Here is a 16,574-nt window from a genome sequence, read left to right as displayed (position 1 = left end):
CATTTTACTAAAAAGGGCGATTTTTTTGTGCATAAATTTCATAAAAAAAGGGTTGCCCTAAAAGTCATTTTCCTGACTTTTGGGACAGCCCCTTTCTTGTTATTAATTCTTTCCCCATTTTGTTGGGACTAGGTAAGCTAAAGTGGCCGCTACTGTTGCAATCAATAAAGTCGGGATTTGTGACTGGTCACCAAAAGTCACTTCCTGGGTTAATGGGAGGCTCAGTTGTGCGTTGGTAGGATCGGGAGTGTATGTAGCGGTTAATAATAGACCCGCTGAAATGTGTAGCAAGGTAAAGAGAAACAAGAAGCTCAATATGAATATCGCATACTTTTTCATGGTACACCTCCTATTTTATTTACGGCTACCCTGTTAGAAAGGTTTCAAAAATTCCCATATACAAGTGCTAAGGGATTAAGCTTTTCTATGAGCCTATCAGTTTTTTTACCTATAAATTACTTTTATGGTTGATAATTGTATGTATTTAACATATAGTGTGTATATAGATATAAACACCATAACAATTTGAGAGGAGTTTAGATGATGAATACATGGAAAGATGCTTTTTGGCTCGCAAGTATCGAATGGAGGAAATCTTGGTTCGGCACGCTATGTTTATTCTTTGCACTGTTTGTACTGGCTGCTTCCTATTCATGGGTTTTGGAAGTGGAGACACAGGCACCATCACTTTTGACCGACATTGGTTTTATATTGTCATTTGGTTGTGTGGCCTTCATGGTAAGGCCGAAAGAATTGCAGCTTCAAAAGGTGGAGGGAGATGTTTGGGTGTCCCCGTTTTTCATGATGTTAAATATGTTTCCTATCGAAAAGGAAGTATTGATTAAAAGCCGGTTTGTTCACATGCTGTTCCCTAGTCTGCCTTTCCAGGTTTTGTTCTTGTTATTATTTACTCCAAGACTTCTAGAATCCATGGTTGTTTTGGAGTATGTTGCCTTCTCGATTATCTGGCTGGCTTTTGGTGTTTCGTCCTCTTTCGTTTTTGCAGCAAGTGATGTAGGGGAACGAATCACCCCGATTAAGTTAGGTATATATAGTGTAGTCTTTTATGGTGGAGTGACGTCCGTGCTCGTGTGGTTATCCTTGAAAACAGATAGGGGAGTTGTCGGTTGGGCGATGGAAGCCGCTAAGAACTTCGCGATCGGGTCGATTCTCATTTCGGCAGTCGTAACGGTCGGGGGCTATTACTTCTGGAAGCGATATATGAAAAAGAAAATGTTCCAAATTGATTATCTAAAATAATGATATATAGGGAGGAGAAGTAAAGTGGAGCTGCCGGTTCGTTTATCAAAAGAATCAAGAATCCCCATTTATCATCAGATAACGGCTCAAATCCAAGCTTTGATAGCAAGCGGACAGCTGTCTTCGGGTTCACCTTTGCCATCGATCAGGATGCTTTCTAAAGATCTGGAAGTCAGTGCCATCACGACCCGTAGAGCTTATCAAGATTTAGAAACGGAAGGCTTTATCACAACAATCCAGGGAAAAGGGACGTTCGTGGCAGACATTGAGGAAAGCCTACTCCGCAGTGTGAAAATAAAATCAGTCCAGGAAGCCATGAAAAATAGCATTGAAGCTGCACTTCAACAAAACTATTCATTCAAGGAAATTGAGGAGATTTTTACGGGTTTAATAGAAGAGCTCAAAACGGAAAAAGGAGAGGGGAAACCATGACAACGTCGCTTGAGATTCATTCTGTCAAAAAGAAAATCGAGGACTTTTCGTTGGGACCGATTGATCTGACGCTAGAGCCAGGTACCGTGACAGCCTTGATTGGGAATAATGGCGCCGGGAAGAGTACACTGCTGAAGATGGTCATGCAATTGGCGCGACAAGATGCTGGTGATATTATCATTTTTGGGAAGAATACGAAGCAGGAAGATGAAGCCTGGAAACAAAAAGTCGCTTATCAGCCGCAAGCTTTGATTGGCTGCGATTCGTTTACGGGGCATGAATTACTGTGGTTATCTTCTAGATGGTATCCCACTTGGGATAAGGTATTGTTTGACGAGGTGATCACAACCTTCGAGGTCCCCCTGAATAAGAAGTATGGAAAGTTGTCTCAGGGAAATCAACAAAAGCTAATAGCTGCGCTGACTTTAGCAAGAAATGCCGAACTATTGATCCTGGATGAGCCAACGGCTTCTATGGACATCATCTCAAAACAGCGATACATGAATTTTTTGATTAAGTGGATGGAGAGGGAAGGGAAAACCATCTTCTTTTCGACCCATCAAATGGAAGACATCCGCAAACTTGCTGATTACCTGATTTTCATGAATCACGGCCAGCTCATCGGTCATTTCGAAAAGGATCAGTTGGGACAGCAATATAAACGGTATTGGTTAACAGAGGATCTGCCGGCATTCTCCATTCCAGGGGAAATAGAAAGAAAGGGATTGCGGATGATTACGTCTAATTTGCCACTCGAAACAGAAGCGTATTTTCAAAAGGAAAACATGCAGTGGCATACGGATGAATTTGTTGAACTAGAGGAAGCCGTCACCTATTTGTTAAAGTGAGGTGTGGTGATGCTATAAGGATTTAAAAGGGAGTTCTGTCTTTGGATGGATCTCCTTTTTTTGGTCTAAGGGATTTTCTAGGGGGGCATGAATTTCTCGAACGCTAAAAGGACAAGCAGCATATGATATAGCAAGTTCGTACCATTGTAGTGTGGACGGCACTGATAATAGGGGATAGAGAAAATTGATTAACTGGAAAGTTCGTTTTAAAAATCCTACGTTTATTTTTACTGTATTTTTGCCAGGTGTTTTGATGGTAACGCAGATGGTTGCTGCGTTTATCAATAACTTTATACACCCGATTGGCTTTACCATCACCGATGATGCATTGAACGGGGCTATGGGGATCATTAATTTCATTGCGCTTACGTTTTTTGGAATCGGCGGCGTAATTGACCATACGACACAAGGCATGAGCGACAGTGATGAGGCTAAGAAATACGAGAAACCTAAATAGTAGATCATCCTTCATGAATCAAAGAAAGCGGAGAAACCAGATATCACCACCTATCTATGGAACGGTGATATCTGGTTTCTTTTTTTAATTTTGAATAGGATTTTTCAAACTTCCTCCAATGGAAGTCTTGCTTCCTTTAGAGAATGCCGTGAAGAACCAGATTGTATTGATGAGTACATTCATCCCACTGACGATGACCACGCCGATGAGTGATGAAGTGAAGCCTTCCATTACACCAAGAAATACGACTATGCCGATCATGGGTAACAAAGACAGTAAGGATAATGAGCAGAATACGGCCATTACATATTTCATCCACTCCAAGCCGATAACATACAGGAGCAATGGGACGAAATACAGTACCAGCATCATCGCAATGGAAAGCCACATCCCGATAGAATTAAATTGATTCGCATTTTTACCTGTATCCGCTAGTGGTGAAAGAGAACTCAAAACGATGACCATGCAGAACAGCAAAGCTGAAAATAATGTCATGATGATTATTTTCTTTTTATTCCTCATAAAAAACCCCCAGTCTATTATTGAAATTACTTACAATGGTTCATACATGATTATACTTAATTTAACATAATTTAACAGCGTCGTTTTTTATATTTGATCTAAGAAGTTTCTAAGTTTTTGTCTGGATTGTAGAGTTCATCCTCAATACAAAGCTTTTTTTTGAAAAAAAGGTGAATCAAGGAATGAAAGCGAATGTACTTCATATATTTAAAATTGTGTTTCATTTACAGATTGGGGGAGAAAAAAGATGAGTCTTAGATTACCTGTTTCAAAATGGCTTGTGGCCGTACTTGCACTTGCCGCATTGTTGGTAGCTTTCGTTTTCAGTCCGGCCAATGCTTCGGCGTCCATTAATTATGGAGACGAAGTGGCTGCAGTAGCAGCAAAACAAGTGGGAAGCCCTTATAAATATGGCGGAACGACACCAAAAGGATTCGATGCAAGTGGACTCACTCAATATGTTTATAAACAAGCGGCGACAGACATGAAAATTCCAAGAACCAGTGCGGAACAGTATAAGAAAGGAAAGGCTGTAAAACAGAAAAACTTAAAAACAGGTGATTTGGTGTTTTATGCGACCGGTAGCAAGAAAGGCAAGGTTTCCTTCGTCGGCATTTATAATGGGAACGGTACATTTGTCGGAACGACCACAAAAGGCGTGAAGGTCGTGAAGATGAGCGACAAGTATTGGAAGGATCGCTATATCGGGGCTAAAAGGCTCATCAAATAAAATAATGTTGCCAAAAAAAAGCATAGGAAGCATCTCATTCGATGCCTCCTATGCTTTTCGCATGTGTAATCACGGTACGATGATTTCCTGCAATACCGCATTTCCGTTCTTCACTTTCACCACGGCCATGGCCGTTTTTGCAGCAGCGGACATTTCCAGTTCCGATGCCTTGTCTTTAGGAGCGTAATAATTATCTAAGCCATATTTAATGTGAATGGACGAGGCCCTTTGTAAATCATAGGGGATTTGTAATTTTCCTTTGAGATACATGTCTTCATCCGGTTTTTCCTTCGATACATGGTGGACGCCGTAATGCCCATTACTGTCTTGTTTTAATGAAACATATACACTTTTGTAATCTCCGACATTCTTACTGTGGAAATCAGTTTTCACCGTCTCATCAAGTTGGTCGAGCGTGACGGATTCTATCTCATATCCTAATGCTACATAGCTTCCCCTGAACAAGTCCGTCGGATCGATCGGAGCCGTTCGGATTTTGATTTCTTCACCAAACATAGTGGTCCAGACGGGTGGAACCGCCAGGGATATAAGAATCAAAACAGGAATGGCGAATACGATGAGCGGGCGCAAAAATTTATTACGATTCAATGGATTCCCCTCCTTTTTGGCGTTGTTTTTCAAAGAAGAAGCCAAACACAAGGAGCAGGAGGCCTCCGATGATGAAGGTCAGTGACTTCGGCAGGAATTCAAAGGAATCGATATAGTACCTGAATATCAATGCACATATGATCACGATACTGGTCAAGCTTCCTTTTTGTATCAGGTAAAGGAGAAAAAGAAAATAAGCTAAAGGAAACCATATGGCAAGCTCGTAAGTTAAGAAAATAGCCGCAACCCCGTGTAGGATATGTCCTTGAATATGTGTGATTCTCTGCAACTTAACTGGAACGCGAATGTAAGCGAGCAGGATTCCTACGATAAAAAGAATCGAGAGAATGATGGTATCCCCGTTACCCTCCACGAGCTTAGGTACGAATTCCATGAGAAAAAGGATGAGGGCATTGATCGTTAAGCCATTAACGATAAAGGATAGAAACCTAGGATAGTTGAGTTGCTTTACTAGAAAATATAAAGCCGGTAGAAGGATGATAATGGCCAGCGGGTAAGACGTTTCATCAAGAAAGATGCTGCCATTAAGGTAAACGAACAGTAAAAAAGAAGTGAATAGGAGGACAATGGCGTCCTTTAGGTAATATCCGATGAAGATGGCTCCAATCCCCCATAACAAAAAGGAACTGTTAAAATTGATGCTGATGTTAAACATCTGCTCGACTAAAAATATACCTGCTCCAAATAGGAGAATCCCGACATAATGCATACTTCGGGAGGTTTTTGGAAAGCGTGTCTCCCACTTGTCCCCGGCAACATTCACGCCAATCAAACAGGCGATGATCAATAGGAATTTAACGCCTTTACTTATATACATCCAGTTGCTGGCCACGAATGTTAAGACCCCAAGGCCTAAAAGGACGGCTCCAATCGCTAATAGGATGGAGATGAAACTTAAAGAGGCCTTCACATGATAGGAAGCTAACATCTTTTTCTTCTCTTCCTCGGAAATGGTCCCGCCATTTTGCAGGTAGGTAAATTCTTGTTCAAGAAACTCAAACTGCTTTTTGGTTATTTCTTTTTTGACCAAATCAATTCCCCCTTTCCATATCCTTCTATTATACGGATTGAATTGGGGAAGATGAAGTAAGAAGGAAAAAAACAACTTGAAAAAATTAACAAATATTTTCCGCAGTACCTTGCATTAAACAGTAGCATGTGGTAAGTTATTGAATAAGATGTATTATTCGCTGTCAGGTACTGTTCATTAGATAGTACCGAGACATATCAGAAAGGAGTGATGGTGCATTGAATGTACAGTTTAAGAAGGGCGTCTTGGAGCTATGCGTACTGGTGTTGCTTGATAAGCAAGATCGATATGGCTACGAGCTAGTTCAGAAGATTTCAGACCAGATTGAAATATCGGAAGGGTCGGTTTATCCACTGTTACGAAGATTGACGAAGGAAGAGTACTTTACGACATATTTGCAAGAATCATCAGAGGGTCCACCACGTAAGTATTACAAGTTGACTGATAAAGGGCGGGAATACCTTCACGAATTGCTGACAGAGTGGAATGAATTTTCTAATGGAGTCAATCAATTAATCGAGGAAGGTGTCGCAAATGAATAAAGAACAATTTTTAAAGCAGTTGGAAGCTTCCCTAAAGAGGCTTTCTATAGAAGAAAGGCAGGATATCCTGCAAGATTACGAAGAGTACTTCACAATTGGAATGGAAAAGGGAAAGTCGGAGCAGGAAATCTCAGCGTCCCTAGGAAACCCAAAACAAATAGCCAAGGAGCTTCTGGCATCCTACCATCTTGATATGGTTCAACAAACGACTTCCACGGGAAACATCTTACGGGCAGTATGGGCCGTGATTGGATTGGGATTCTTCAATATTGTGATTGTCCTCGGGCCTTTCATTGCACTGGTGGGCGTCGTGTTTTCGGGATGGGTAGCATCTTTAGGGTTCATCCTCGCTCCACTTAGCATCCTTATTAATCTGTTCATGGGTGAATTTAGATTGTTTGATTTGTTTGCTTCACTTGGTATTTGTGGAATCGGAATATTCATCGCCATGGGGATGTTCATTGCAACAAAAGCTCTTACTAAAGGATTTATTCGTTACTTAAAATTTAACGTGTCTCTTGTAAAGGGTGGTGTGAAGCATGGGTAAAAAATTATCAATCCTTGCGTTGTTTCTATTGATCGTTGGCGGTATCGGCAGTCTCTTTACGTATTCACAAACCAATCATGATGAGATTACGACAGAGAAAAAGGTGAGTGCCGAAATGGTAAAGGATATCGAGGTCCGTTCGGATAATGCAACAGTAGAAGTTCTTCCGACTTCGGATACAGAGATTAAAGTGGAGCTTGTCACAAAAGGCGTGGATGTGTCTAAGTTGGATTTAGCTGCCGACGTGGAAGGAAAGAAGCTGACCATTAGATTGAAGGAACCTAACCTCTTCAGCATTGGATTTAACTTTCAATCCTCTCATTTATACGTATATGTCCCGCAAAAGTCGTATGATTCCTTTGTCTTCGATAATGATAATGGAAAGATGAAAATATCAGAATTGGAAATAAAGGATTTGAAAGTGAAAACGGATAATGGACGGATTGAATTAAATAAGATTGTAGCTGAAAACATTGATGCAAAAAGTGCAAATGGCAGGTTGGACCTTAATGATGTAGAGGGCAATCTCAAGGGCTCCTCAAATAATGGTAAGATATCGCTCGTTACAAAGGATTTAGATCGGAACATTCAATTAGAGAGCGACAATGGAAAGATTATCATTAAAACGGATAAAGAACCGACGAATACAACCTTCAAGGTATCTGTCGATAATGGTACCATCAATATCCTCGATAAATATGAGGGGAATACGGTCATTGGAAAGGGAGAAAATCTGGTTGATCTAGAATCGAACAACGGCAAAATTGAAGTGACCAAATAATGTAGTAACCCAAACGTCCCCCGCCTGGCAGGAATCCTGCCAGGCGGGGGACGTTTGTCCGTTCATGACAAAAGCACCCAACTGATCTGGTCGTTATTCGTTAGTTAAAATGGCTTGTATCCTTGGGGATGGATATACAAGTTCATGGAAGCTCAGTACGCATTACAGCTCAATCAGTTAGATGCCTTTACTTGTCTTCTACTGCGTCAGGTGCAGAGAAAAAAAGGGGGTAGTAGGTTTGCAAAATGTGAAACCATGGTAAGTAATTTTCAAGTATCGTCTGCCTTGTTTGCTTCTCTACCTGTCAGCTCCTTTCTGGAATTGGTGAATCTACTTTATCACTTACCCAAAATATGAAAGGATTTGTCCGATTTTATGAATAAAAATAGAAATCGTTCACACCTCCTAGCTTGCATATGTGCTGAACTATCTAATTCATCTAGATCATCGTTACTTGCTACCTATATTTCTTATGGTGAAGGGGGGACTCTAGTTCATTCCCTTATTCATAACGATATTCAGAACTTTTTTTAGATAAGTGATTGAGACCCTTTCTTTAGACCCTTGGATAACTTTTATGAGAAAACCGTTGGTATGACTGGTTTCATCGATGCCTATCAGGAAAAAGTAGGGACGTTCCTTTTTTATTCACAGACAAGTATCGGATATGTGAAGGAAGGAGGTGGTTATCCACAACTGAATACAGGTTATTCATAGGAAGGGCAGAGAAAATCAGAGGAAATCCTATCGACTCTGACGATGTGGGAAGGAACATAGGGTTTTCTGAGTGAAAGGAAGGATAAGGATGCATGACAAAAAACACTCGCCCAAAAGCCAGTGTTCACTGAGTTATATGATTCCCTTTATTTTTTCAGGCGCTCTTTCTGAATGGCGAAATAGGATTGGAGGGTTTCTTTCTTCTGTTGTAAAATATCCAGAACATATTCACCGTGATTGATGTGTCGGTACACTGACATGTGTCGTTCCAGTTGTTCGTATGTATGTTTTTTCAGATAGTCGAGATAGTCGGATGGACTTTGGTTGTTTAAGATTCGTTTCTTAGATGATCCTGTTTCAGTCATTGCGGATTTTACCCGGGAAATCACCCAGTCTTCGCACCATTTATTCAGCGTCTGGTACATGTCCATTGCCAGGTTATACTTCGCACGAATGGGCTCAATATGCTCATCCACTTCACTATAATCTACATGCCGGTCCAAAGATTTCTCGGAAATCTCGCGATGAAAGTGTTCGCGGTCTACAAGCTCTTTTATGCAGGCAGCCTGGTGAGCATATACCCCCAATTGTTCTAGTGCTTCATTATATACGATCGTACTGAAATAAGCGGAAGCCTCTTTCGGCTCAGCCAATAATGGTTTGTTGCCGTTCAAGGCACAGCCAAACTTTTTAAGGGAAGACTGATAGATGAAGCGCGCTAGTTTCAATAGCTCGTCTTTGACAGGTCCTTCTGCAGCATGAAGAAACGAATGGAAAATATATTTTCCGACACGCTCCAGTTCGATACAGACTTTATCCTCAATATGTTCCAGAAACCCCGCTTCATATATGGTTTTTCTCAACATCATTCTTTCTGTCCGATTTTCGAGGTACTCGTTAAGTGTGCCCGTTTTGAAGGAAACCACGATGAATTCCTTACGGTTGAAAGTGGAGGAAGCCATGGAAAAGGCCATGGTGCCGTTCAATGTTTCATTAATGATCTTCATCGCTTCGTAAATATGCTTTCTTTTAGCCAGGGAACTTCCCGACTGAATGACTTCCTCGTAATTCAGTGAGACGACTTCGGATTTTTTCACGGACATCGTGAAGGCAGCCATAAGTACAAGTCTCTTGGCCGCTAGGGGGAGACTGCGAAAGGCATCAGTATAGAAGAAACGGTATTTTTTACAATATCGATCTTTTCTGTTGGTGAAGCTGCCGGTTGGACCTAAATTGAATTGGTATTTCGTCACCATTTCCTGATTGACCGGAATGAATATTCTACGTCCGCAACCCAACTCCGGTGATGATAGCCTCTTGATGATTTTCTTTAGGTATTTTTCAGTCGTTCCTATTCCTTTGGCCATTTGGTGAATCGGGCTTTGAATGATGCCATCCCAATCCATATGCAATACGGAGTATAAGCATGTGTCGAATTCAGTGGAGTTTACATTTCGTAATAAATAGCGATACGTTTCTTCATAGATCATTAGTTTTCGGCTCCTTTTTAGCTCATTGAGGTTTATTTTGAGTTCACTGTCTATATAAACTCTAAAAAGGAAAAAGTAGCATGCTGTTAAAAAAATTTTCATGAAAAGTAAGGGACAGGGAGAAATAAGGCTAAAAGAGGTCCCGTTTTGAACGGGGCGTTATAATTTGATTCGTTTGGCACTTCAAAATTCAATTCATCGCTAATTTTTTCCTTTTTTAGTAAACTGGAGATGACTATTTCGGATAGAAGGTGAAATCATATGGGGGAACCATTAGCCGAGGAACGGGTTAAAGGTTCGGAAAGAATATGGACGCGTGACTTTGTCATGATCTGTTTGGCGAATCTATGTATCTTCATGGGTTTCCAAATGACGATGCCAACGATCCCGCTGTTTGTTGAGCAACTTGGAGGGGATGACCGCCTGGTTGGGGCAGTCCTTGGGGTATTCACGTTTTCTGCATTGCTTATAAGGCCATTTGCGGGCAAGATGTTGGAAACGAAGGGAAGAAGGATCATCTTTCTGATTGGGTTGGCCATATTCGCCTTCTCTGTGGGTTCCTTCGGTTTCATGGGAAGCATCGGCTTGTTATTTTTGATGCGTATTGTTCAGGGAGTCGGCTGGGGGTTGTCTTCAACGGCGTCCGGAACGATTGCTTCTGACATCATTCCGGCTAAACGTCGCGGTGAAGGGATGGGGTATTACGGATTATCTGGTAATCTAGCACTTGCACTTGGACCGACACTTGGCCTTTTTCTTGTGACAGTCCTTCCATTTCAACAGTTATTCCTGATCTGCTCGCTGTTGGGAATACTGGCCATGATCATGGCATCAATGATCACCTATCAGAAAGTGGAAAGAGATCCGATTGCCGCATTGAGCGCTAAACGGTTTGATATTTATGAAAAAAGTGCATTGCAGCCTTCGCTGTTAATCTTTTTCATATCCGTCACATTTGGAGGAATTGCGACGTTCCTGCCACTTTATACGGCGGAAAAAGGGGTCAGTGGCATTCAGTGGTACTTTTTGCTGTATGCCTTGGCACTCATGGTTACGAGGTTATTTTCCGGACGTTTATATGATCGGAGAGGCCACCGGGCCATTTTCGTGCCCTCCGCATTGCTTATTATGTCGGGGATGTTCCTATTGGCATGGATGCCGGGTGAATCGGTTCTGTACATCGCAGCCGTGCTTTATGGAATGGGGTTCGGTTCTGTGCAGCCGGCCTTGCAGGCATGGTCAATCGAGAAAACGGCCCCCAATCGTAAAGCGATGGCGAATGCCACGTACTTTTCCTTTTTTGACCTGGGCGTTGGAATAGGAGCCATCGTGTTCGGACAGATCGGGTATCTATTCGGGTACCGAAGCATTTATGTCACGGCAGCTTTTTCGATTTTGATTTCAATCATGGTCTATTTATGGATCGTAAGAAGTGAGGATAAGTTAAGAACATTATAGAAACGAGGGGGTGACCGTTAGTGGGTCGCCCTTTTTGTACTTGGATATTCTCTCCAGAAGGATTGTAGCATTATATGATTCAATGAACTTAAGGTGGGGTGAACAGCGTGATCAATGCAATGGCGGACTTTTTTCGAGTCTTTTCCTAATCATAAGCTGGATTCTATTCGCGATTAGCAGCATTTTCTTTGTATTTTGCTTTTTGACGCCTTTTGCCATTCCTATTTTTATCGTACTAGTGGCATTGGGCTATCTTAGTTTCTCTATTTCTAGGAAACTAAACACATAGGGTAAGGGGACTAACCTGGGCTGTCAAATCGATGGCTTCTTCGTTATTAAATGGTTTAATATTCTATAATAAGGTAATTTTTGTTATTATCAAAAGTAGTAGATACATAAAATGGGAAGAAGCTATGGCGAAGGAAGGGGTTTCTGGATGGTTGATTCTTCAAATGAGGAAATGGGTTTAGAAAGAAGGCAGCAGATTTTCCAAGAGGAGCTCCAAGCTTTATGGGAAAAGCGGCTCATTCCTAAAACCGAATATATCCGGATCAGCCGGGCATATGACAGGCATGTTCAACTGGCCATCTATCAGGAAAAGCGCCTGAATGAGGCAAAAAAGAAAGCTGAACTTGAAAGAGAGCCTGCAAGGAAAAGTCAGGAGCGTGAAGACGAGAAAACATCCATTTACCCTGTTGATGACGTGACAGGGGAAGAGCAAACGGTACAAGAGACTCCTAATCTGCCAAATCTTCCACGAGTCGAGGAATCCACCGAAGAGAAAAAGGATTCAAGGCCTCCAGAGGAACCGGTCATCATAAGCGCTCCCGTGGAAAAAACTGTTCCCCAGCCACAGGTGACTCAGAAGAAAAAGGTTGTGCGCCCAGAAAAACCGAAAAAGACACCGGAGCAGATACGGGAGAGGAATATTTCCGTCGTTCTCCTTACCGGAGTCATTCTTCTCTTATTTGGCGGATTGATTTTGGCTACCAGTTCATGGGGGGACTTGAACGCGGTGTGGAAGGTCTTGTTCATTGGTATGGTGTCTGTTGTATTCACTGGCATGGCCTTTATCGCTTCCAAGCTGAAAATTGAACAAACGGCTTTTGCTTTTCTGACATTGGCCAGTTTATTTATCCCGATTACGATTTTATCAGCTTCCTATTATCAGATCTTCGGAGAGTATTTATCCCTGGAAGGCGGGGGAGGAGGCCTGCTTGGGTTTCTTGGCGGTCTCCTTTGCTTAGGGATTTATTACAGAATTGCAGCATATTTTAAGTCGAAAATATTCATTTTCATTTCCATTTTCACTTTTGCCATCACATGTTATTTCGGTTTTGCCTATTTGACGCCGACAATCGAGTGGTTGTTATTGATGGTCAGTATATTTAATTTATTGCTGGTATGGAACGTCGAATATCTGAAGAATCGAAAGGTGTTGGCCCTATTCAGGCCATATCTGTTTCGATTCATCCAGTTTAAGATCATCGTGGAAAGCTTTGTCGCCTTCACGTTATTTTCGAGTAACTTGGTCTATTCGATTACATTGATGGTCATCTCTATCTTGTTTTTGATATTGGCCGTGAAATTCCACAAGAAGTATCATGAGCTGGCATTCAATTTCATCTTCACTTATGGATATATCCATTTGGTCTTTAACTCTGTTCTAAGCGATTACATGGTCATCGCTTATGCGAGTATCCCGCTGATTTTCATGGCACTTTCAACTTATATGGCAAGAAGGAATGAGCCTGGGCTATCCAAAAGCTTCATGGTGACCAGCCTGGTCGAGGTCGGAATCGTTTTCCTATATATCAATGCGATGGCCTACCAGGAAAAATATGCCCAGATTTTTATCGCTCTGATGATCGTGACTGCCCAATTGGTTTATGTTGCCCTGCACACGAAAAATAGGAACTTCACCTATCCGGCGGTTGCTGTCTTTAACTTTGGATGCTTTTATCTTTGTTTTGCGTTTTCACTTGCTTTCCCCGCTGTTTTGAATCTGATGTTCCTTCTTCAGATCCTTTTGTATGTCGGTCTGTATGTATACAATCGCCATGCAAGGTATGGCTTGTTTAAACAGAGTGTCTTGCTTATTTCTTCCTTGATCATGGTGGGAATATTGACAATCAAATTTAGCGAGATGGCCTGGCTAGAAGTAGGCATCGGTCTTATCGTAGTATCTGGCACGTTCTTTCTTACCTATCTTAAAGGGGATGCTCGACAAATCAAGGAAGTCAGTGTATATGGATTTCCGATTTCCTTCTTACTGGGGCTTATCGCGTTTTACCCGTATTTGATGGAAAGAAGCGATTGGTTTCAGTCGAATATGGCATTCAGCATGCATCTAATGATGGTAGCCCTGATTTCCATCGGAGCAGCGTATGCCTTGAAAAAATCATTGGGGATCTTCTTCCCTCCCTTTTTCTTTAGTGGCCAGTTCCTGTCCTTCATGGCTTTCTTGCTGGTCGGATATGGTGCATTGAGTCCTTTGGAGGTCACCGTTTTACTGGCTATTGCGACGGCTATAAACGGGTGGTCCGTTTATTTGCATCGTACATCTCTTTATTGGCTTCCGGTCATCGTTACAAGTGCGGGATTGTATGGTTCTCTATATGAGGTCTTTGATTTCAGTGAGACTTCATACCAGATTGGTTTTGTGCTGTTTGGGCCATTCATCTTTTTCCTTGTCGGGGAATGGATCGGGAGGCATTCACAGACTGGAAGAAAGTATTTCCTTTATTCGAGCCATTTGGCCAACCTTGTTGCCATACCGCTTGGATTCATCCTGATCACGATGTCTGATGTTTCACCCTTTCTATTTATCACACAACTTCTCCTATATGTGAGTGCACTGCGAACCCAGGTGAAATGGGAAAGGTTCCTCTTCACATATCTTGGATTTACCGTCCTGTTTCTACAAATCCAGCTGTTTTTTACCGACATGGAGCCAACACGGTTCGTCTTTTCGATTTGCTTGATGATTACGGCGGGAATCATTACGGGTCTATGGGCGGTCTCCAAAAAAGAGTGGAAAGGCATCATCGAGTTTTATTTGATTCCTTTCATTCATATAACGGCTGCCCTGTCGATTGTTGAAACGGCCCTGTATGAATTCCCTCTTGATCGAGAAATCATTTGGGTAGGTTTGGTGACTATACAGCTTCTCTTTGCTTGGTATTTACTCATGAGAAGGAACTGGCAAAATTATGTGGTGCTTCCACTCGGCATGGCTTTCATTTTCTATGTGATGTATGCGGGCACTTTATCGATACTTCTTGGAATGGCTGTCCTGTTTGCCTGTGCTGTTGGGATGGTGTTCATGAGTAAACGATATTTCACGGGCTTGGTCAACCAAGCAGGTGACAAGCAAATCATTGATTTTTATAGAATAGTCGGCTTGTTCTTTATACTTGATATGAATGGGGAAGTATTCTGGGAGTCTACGGAATTTGAAATCTTGAAAATAACGGTATCCTTGCTGCTGCCGATTTACTTTATCGTGATGAGAACCTTTACGATAGGCAGACAGGAAAGAGGTATCTATTCAGGTGTAGCGGCCGTCATCGGATTGTATCCGTTTTTCAACATATGGGATTACGTCCACTCGCTGCCGACCGTGACAGCTCTGGTTGTCCATTTCCTCTGTATGGTCGTGTTGCTGTTGTTGAGCAGGCAATACTTCAAAGGGCTGTTTAAGACGGACGAAACGGGGACGGCAATCGATGCATTCCGTATTTATGGACTATTATTCTTACTTGCCATGAATGGGGAAGTGCTCGTAAATGAACCATCTTATCCACTTTTACAAGTCCTTGTAGCGCTATTGATCCCAGGCTATTTCATTCTGATACGAAGCTTTACAAATGGACGGAAAGAAAGGGAGGTGTATTCCGCTCTTGCGATGATCCTCAGTCTGTATCCGTTCATTAGCATCGTGGATTACATTCATACGGTTTCGTTGATTACGGGTGAATGCGTTCTTTTTGCTTGTATGCTCGTGATGATCCTGTTGAGCAGACATTTCTTTACAGGCTTGGTAAGGAAGGATGAATCAGGAATCAAGGTGGATGTATACCGGATATATGGCTTGCTTTTTTTACTAACCATGAATGTCGAAGCATTTATGAATGAACCGACGTATTGGCCACTCAAGGTCCTTGTTTCTTGTTTCTTGATTGGGTACTTCATCTTGATGAGGCACTTTACGATCCCTGCAAAGGAGAGGGAAACATACGCATTGCTGGCAGGGATTCTTGGATTGTACCCGTATTGGACCATCATGACCTATGCAGGAACATTGGACATATTCATTGGCACTGGGGTCCTTTTCGGATGTACGGCGGCAATGGTGTTAGTAAGTAGAAGATCCTTTAGTGGAATCGTGAAAAAAGGTGCGATCATTTTGCAAATCGATTTTTACCGGGTGTACGGATTTCTTTTCCTTGTAGCGATGATGATGGATATTCATAATCGAGAATCTAAATCCATCATTCTAGACATTTTCGTTTCTCTTTTATTGCCGGTTTATTTCATCTTGATGAGGGCGATGACGGTGAGAGTAAAGGAAAGGGAAATCTATTTGGCAGCTTCCATAGTGCTCAGTCTATATCCATATTGGGTCATCATCGATAAGATTCCATTCCCGGATGTCCTGGAGGTAGAGGCACAGATCCTGCCACTCTTTATCATAAGTACCATCTTATTACGGAAAATTTTTAATAGAGGCAAATTTACGCAGTATATCGAGATGGGCGTCGTCTTCGTTCTCTTTATTATCATGATAGGAGATGCCATGGCAAGCAACACCCTATATGATGCACTGGTTATCGGGACGATATCTTTAGCGGCGATCCTCCTTGGATTTACGATGAAATACAAATCATATTTCTTGGCGGGAACCGTAACGATCTTGTTCAATATCTATATGAATACAAATTCGATGTGGGGACAGATGCCATGGTGGTTGTACTTAGTCATCGGCGGAGGGCTCCTCATCGCCATTGCTTCTTTCTTTGAATGGAAAAAACAAAAAGATAACCAAACATCGCAGGAAGTTCTCGAAAAGAATAAACAACGAATCAAAAATTGGTTCAACCGATGGAACTAATAGGGCAACCTATTAGT

16 protein-coding genes are annotated in these 16,574 nt (G+C 41.9%); 11 read left to right on the top strand and 5 right to left on the bottom strand.

What is annotated here, in order from left to right:
- Positions 1–102 precede the first annotated feature (102 nt).
- Complete coding sequence (locus tag ACQKL6_RS17585) at positions 103–339, bottom strand: hypothetical protein (protein ID WP_402871530.1); 237 nt, start codon at positions 337–339, stop codon at positions 103–105.
- A 204-nt stretch (positions 340–543) separates the two neighbouring features.
- Here ACQKL6_RS17585 and ACQKL6_RS17580 point away from each other — a divergent pair, with 204 nt between their 5' ends.
- From ACQKL6_RS17580 to ACQKL6_RS17565, 4 genes are all read left to right on the top strand, one after another.
- Positions 544–1,260, top strand: coding sequence for a hypothetical protein (locus tag ACQKL6_RS17580; protein ID WP_402959334.1), 717 nt, complete (start codon positions 544–546; stop codon positions 1,258–1,260).
- Between the two features lie 24 nt (positions 1,261–1,284).
- Entirely contained in the window at positions 1,285–1,692 is a 408-nt protein-coding gene (locus ACQKL6_RS17575) for a GntR family transcriptional regulator (protein ID WP_427651615.1), read from the top strand.
- Positions 1,689–2,540: an ABC transporter ATP-binding protein gene (locus ACQKL6_RS17570; RefSeq protein WP_427651614.1), complete on the top strand. Its 852-nt coding sequence runs from the start codon at positions 1,689–1,691 to the stop codon at positions 2,538–2,540. The genes ACQKL6_RS17575 and ACQKL6_RS17570 overlap by 4 nt, the downstream gene beginning before the upstream one ends.
- Before the next feature lie 184 nt (positions 2,541–2,724).
- A complete protein-coding gene (locus ACQKL6_RS17565; RefSeq protein ID WP_402871520.1) occupies positions 2,725–2,997 on the top strand; it encodes a phage holin in 273 nt (90 codons plus the stop codon).
- A gap of 84 nt (positions 2,998–3,081) precedes the next feature.
- Here ACQKL6_RS17565 and ACQKL6_RS17560 read toward each other — a convergent pair whose 3' ends face one another.
- Entirely contained in the window at positions 3,082–3,519 is a 438-nt protein-coding gene (locus ACQKL6_RS17560; RefSeq protein ID WP_402871517.1) for a DUF5391 family protein, read from the bottom strand.
- Between the two features lie 247 nt (positions 3,520–3,766).
- On the opposite strand from ACQKL6_RS17560, the gene ACQKL6_RS17555 reads away from it, so the two are divergent.
- Positions 3,767–4,249 (top strand): C40 family peptidase, encoded by a 483-nt coding sequence (locus ACQKL6_RS17555; protein ID WP_402871515.1) that lies wholly within the window; start codon positions 3,767–3,769, stop codon positions 4,247–4,249.
- Between the two features lie 69 nt (positions 4,250–4,318).
- On the opposite strand, the gene ACQKL6_RS17550 is transcribed toward ACQKL6_RS17555, so the two are convergent.
- Positions 4,319–4,858 (bottom strand): GDYXXLXY domain-containing protein, encoded by a 540-nt coding sequence (locus tag ACQKL6_RS17550; RefSeq protein WP_427651613.1) that lies wholly within the window; start codon positions 4,856–4,858, stop codon positions 4,319–4,321.
- On the bottom strand, positions 4,848–5,909 hold the full coding sequence (locus ACQKL6_RS17545) for a DUF2157 domain-containing protein (RefSeq protein WP_427651612.1): 1,062 nt from the start codon (positions 5,907–5,909) through the stop codon (positions 4,848–4,850). The genes ACQKL6_RS17550 and ACQKL6_RS17545 overlap by 11 nt, the downstream gene beginning before the upstream one ends.
- Positions 5,910–6,127: 218 nt before the next feature.
- Between ACQKL6_RS17545 and ACQKL6_RS17540 the strand changes: the two genes are divergently transcribed.
- From ACQKL6_RS17540 to ACQKL6_RS17525, 4 genes are all read left to right on the top strand, one after another.
- Entirely contained in the window at positions 6,128–6,451 is a 324-nt protein-coding gene (locus tag ACQKL6_RS17540; RefSeq protein WP_402988908.1) for a PadR family transcriptional regulator, read from the top strand.
- The gene (locus ACQKL6_RS17535; RefSeq protein WP_403079875.1) at positions 6,444–6,998 is read left to right on the top strand and encodes a DUF1700 domain-containing protein; all 555 of its coding nucleotides are present in this window, start codon (positions 6,444–6,446) and stop codon (positions 6,996–6,998) included. The genes ACQKL6_RS17540 and ACQKL6_RS17535 overlap by 8 nt, the downstream gene beginning before the upstream one ends.
- Positions 6,991–7,779 carry a DUF4097 family beta strand repeat-containing protein gene (locus ACQKL6_RS17530; RefSeq protein ID WP_402959326.1) on the top strand — a complete coding sequence of 263 codons (789 nt, stop codon included), beginning with the start codon at positions 6,991–6,993 and terminating at the stop codon, positions 7,777–7,779. Before ACQKL6_RS17535 ends, ACQKL6_RS17530 begins: the two co-directional genes overlap by 8 nt.
- Before the next feature lie 564 nt (positions 7,780–8,343).
- Positions 8,344–8,496, top strand: coding sequence for a hypothetical protein (locus ACQKL6_RS17525; RefSeq protein ID WP_407408551.1), 153 nt, complete (start codon positions 8,344–8,346; stop codon positions 8,494–8,496).
- A gap of 146 nt (positions 8,497–8,642) precedes the next feature.
- Here ACQKL6_RS17525 and ACQKL6_RS17520 read toward each other — a convergent pair whose 3' ends face one another.
- Complete coding sequence (locus ACQKL6_RS17520; RefSeq protein ID WP_427651611.1) at positions 8,643–9,986, bottom strand: hypothetical protein; 1,344 nt, start codon at positions 9,984–9,986, stop codon at positions 8,643–8,645.
- Positions 9,987–10,247: 261 nt separating this feature from the next.
- Between ACQKL6_RS17520 and ACQKL6_RS17515 the strand changes: the two genes are divergently transcribed.
- Both ACQKL6_RS17515 and ACQKL6_RS17510 read left to right on the top strand, forming a co-directional pair.
- Positions 10,248–11,444: an MFS transporter gene (locus tag ACQKL6_RS17515; protein ID WP_427651609.1), complete on the top strand. Its 1,197-nt coding sequence runs from the start codon at positions 10,248–10,250 to the stop codon at positions 11,442–11,444.
- Positions 11,445–11,880: 436 nt separating this feature from the next.
- Complete coding sequence (locus ACQKL6_RS17510) at positions 11,881–16,557, top strand: hypothetical protein (protein WP_427651608.1); 4,677 nt, start codon at positions 11,881–11,883, stop codon at positions 16,555–16,557.
- The last annotated feature ends 17 nt before the right edge of the window (positions 16,558–16,574 follow it).

It is taken from the genome of Peribacillus sp. NPDC097197, assembly GCF_050278025.1.
In the GTDB taxonomy this organism is placed as follows: Bacteria; Bacillota; Bacilli; order Bacillales; family DSM-1321; genus Peribacillus.
The sequence above is the reverse complement of the archived record's forward strand: the minus strand, read 5'-3'. Positions and strand labels throughout refer to the sequence as shown.

Excerpts from the sequence above, each read along its gene's own strand:
- ACQKL6_RS17585 (WP_402871530.1), bottom strand. The coding sequence starts at position 339 with ATGAAAAAGTATGCGATATTCATATTGAGCTTCTTGTTTCTCTTTACC.
- ACQKL6_RS17560 (WP_402871517.1), bottom strand. The coding sequence starts at position 3,519 with ATGAGGAATAAAAAGAAAATAATCATCATGACATTATTTTCAGCTTTG.
- ACQKL6_RS17510 (WP_427651608.1), top strand. The coding sequence starts at position 11,881 with ATGGTTGATTCTTCAAATGAGGAAATGGGTTTAGAAAGAAGGCAGCAG.
- ACQKL6_RS17530 (WP_402959326.1), top strand. The coding sequence starts at position 6,991 with ATGGGTAAAAAATTATCAATCCTTGCGTTGTTTCTATTGATCGTTGGC.
- ACQKL6_RS17570 (WP_427651614.1), top strand. The coding sequence starts at position 1,689 with ATGACAACGTCGCTTGAGATTCATTCTGTCAAAAAGAAAATCGAGGAC.
- ACQKL6_RS17555 (WP_402871515.1), top strand. The coding sequence starts at position 3,767 with ATGAGTCTTAGATTACCTGTTTCAAAATGGCTTGTGGCCGTACTTGCA.
- ACQKL6_RS17520 (WP_427651611.1), bottom strand. The coding sequence starts at position 9,986 with ATGATCTATGAAGAAACGTATCGCTATTTATTACGAAATGTAAACTCC.
- ACQKL6_RS17515 (WP_427651609.1), top strand. The coding sequence starts at position 10,248 with ATGGGGGAACCATTAGCCGAGGAACGGGTTAAAGGTTCGGAAAGAATA.
- ACQKL6_RS17535 (WP_403079875.1), top strand. The coding sequence starts at position 6,444 with ATGAATAAAGAACAATTTTTAAAGCAGTTGGAAGCTTCCCTAAAGAGG.
- ACQKL6_RS17580 (WP_402959334.1), top strand. The coding sequence starts at position 544 with ATGAATACATGGAAAGATGCTTTTTGGCTCGCAAGTATCGAATGGAGG.